We start from the raw sequence: 2,696 nt of genomic DNA on the forward strand, positions 1-2,696 counted from the left end.
TCGTCCGGCCCGGATGGTGATCTCGATGTGCCGGTCTCGGTGGGTAATCCGGCGTATCTGATCTACACCTCCGGTTCGACGGGACAGCCCAAGGGCGTCCTGGCCGATCACCGAGGGGTAAGCAATCACCTGCTCGCCAAGGCGGCCGACCTTGAGCTGACCGCGTCCGACCTTGTGGCGTTCACCGCCCCGGTCGCCTTCGTGATCTCCATGTGGCAGGCGCTGACACCTCTGCTCGCCGGAGCGGGGCTGACGATCGTCGGCGACGACATCGCGGGCGACCCCGAGCGGCTGTTCGAGACGGTTGCCGAGCAGCGCGTGACCATTCTGCAGGTCGTGCCCTCCCTGCTGCGCGCGGCCCTCGACGCGTGGGAGAGCACCGTCCCGCCCGCCCTGCCGTCGCTGCGCAGGCTGGTGGTCACGGGGGAGGCGCTGCCCGCCGACCTGTGCGCACGCTGGTTCGCCAGGTTCCCCGGCATCCCCCTGGTCAACTCCTTCGGCGCGACGGAGACCTCCGACGACGTCGCCCACGCGAGCATCACGGCAAGGATGGCGACCGGCCAGGTCAGGGCGCCCATCGGCAGGGCGGTCCGCGGTACCGGGCTGTACGTGCTGGACGAGTCGCTCACGCCCGTCCCCACCCGGGTGCCGGGTGAGCTGTACGTCGCCGGACTCGGCCTGGCCAGAGGGTACATGGGCCGCGCCGCCCTGACGGCGGAACGGTTCGTCGCCAACCCGTTCGGCCCCGCGGGCTCGCGGATGTACCGCACCGGCGACCAGGTCCGCCGGCTGCCGGACGGGCAGTTGGAGTTCCTCGGCCGACTCGACGGTCAGGTGAAGGTGCGCGGGCTCCGCATCGAACCGGGCGAGATCGAGGCCGCGTTGCGAGCCGTCCCCGGCGTGCGGAACGCCGCCGTCGGCTTCCACCTCGACGCGTCGGGCGGTCTTCGCCTCGTGGGGTATCTGGTCGGTGAGGCGGAGACAGAGGCGGTGCGGGCCGCGGTGGCCGCGGTGTTGCCGGAGTACATGGTGCCGTCGGTGTTCGTGTCGCTGGAGGCGTTGCCGTTGACGCCGAACGGCAAGCTGGATCGGCGGGCGCTTCCCGCGCCGTCCTTCGAGGGAGAGACAGGCGGCCGGGGGCCGCGTACTCCGCGGGAGGAGATCCTGTGCGGGTTGTTCGCCGAGGTGCTGGGTGTGGCGCGGGTGGGGATCGACGACGGCTTCTTCGACCTGGGCGGCCACTCCCTGTCCGCGACCCGGCTGATCTCGCGGATCCGTTCGACGCTGGGCGTCGAGCTCAGCGTGCGGGAGCTTTTCCAGTCGCCGACCGTGGCCGGCATCGCGCGCCGCGAAGGCGTCCGCACCACCCGGCCCGCGCTGACCCCGCTCGACCGGCCTGAGCCGGTTCCGTTGTCGTTCGCGCAGCGGCGGCTGTGGTTCCTGCACGAGTGGGAGGGGCCCAGCGCCACCTACAACATCCCGATGGCCGTACGCCTGACCGGGGAGCTGGACCACGAGGCGCTGAAGGCCGCGATCGGCGACGTCATGGCCAGGCACGAGAGCCTGCGGACGACCTTCCCCGCGATGGAAGGGGTTCCCCGCCAGTGCCTCGTCGACGCGGAGCCGGTCGTCGAGCTGGTCGAGTGCGGGCGTGACGAGGTGGCCACCCTGGTCGAGCGGGCCGTCAACCACGCCTTCGACCTGGCCACCGACCTGCCGATCAAAGGCTGGGTCTTCCGGCTCGGTCCGGTGGAACACGTGCTGGTGATCGTGATGCACCACATCGCCGCCGACGGCTGGTCGATGGGGCCGTTCGCCCGTGACCTGTCGCAGGCCTATGCCGCCCGGTGTGCGGGTGAGGTGCCTTCCTGGTCGCCGTTGCCGGTGCAGTACGCCGACTACGCCCTCTGGCAGCATGACCTGCTGGGGGACGAACAGGACGCGGGGAGTCTGGCGGCCAAGCAGCTCGCCTACTGGTCGGCGGCCCTGGACGGCATTCCCGACCAGCTCGAACTGCCCGCCGATCGGCCCCGGCCCCCGGTCGCGACCTACCGGGGCGACCAGGTCTCCTTCAAGATCGAGCAGGACCTGCACGAGCGGCTCCTCGCCTTCGCCCGCCAGAGCCACGCCAGCCTGTTCATGGTGCTGCAGGCCGGTCTGGCCGCGTTGCTGACCCGGTTGGGGGCGGGCACCGACATCCCGATCGGCACGCCGATCGCCGGGCGCACCGACGACGCCCTGGACGACCTCGTCGGCCTGTTCGTCAACACGCTCGTGCTGCGCACCGACACCTCGGGCCGTCCGACCTTCCGGGAGCTGGTCGCCCGGGTGCGGGCCACCGATCTGGCCGCCTACGAGCACCAGGACCTGCCCTTCGAACGGCTCGTCGAGCTGGCCAAGGCCTCGCGCTCCTCGGCCAGGCACCCGCTGTTCCAGGTGATGCTGGTGCTGCAGAACACCCCGGCGGCCCCGCTGAACCTGAACGGCCTCGTCGTGACGTCTGAGCCGACGGGCACCATGACCGCGAGGTTCGATCTGCTGTTCAACCTTGAGGAGCGGGTTGGTGAGGGAGGGGTTCCCGAGGGGATCGAGGCGTTCGTGGAGTTCAGTTCTGATCTGTTTGATCGGCGGACGGTTGAGGAGGTGGGGGTCAGGTTCCGGCGGGTGCTTGAGGGCATGGTGGCCGATCCTGATGG

1 protein-coding gene is annotated in these 2,696 nt (G+C 70.7%); it reads left to right on the plus strand.

What is annotated here, in order from left to right; translation table 11 throughout:
- Positions 1-27: 27 nt before the first annotated feature.
- Positions 28-2,696: condensation domain-containing protein (locus tag AB0395_RS48040; protein WP_366295039.1), on the plus strand; the 2,669-nt coding region annotated here is incomplete at its 3' end.

Origin of the sequence: Streptosporangium sp. NPDC051023 (assembly GCF_040689595.1) — a bacterium.
GTDB lineage: Bacteria > Actinomycetota > Actinomycetes > Streptosporangiales > Streptosporangiaceae > Streptosporangium.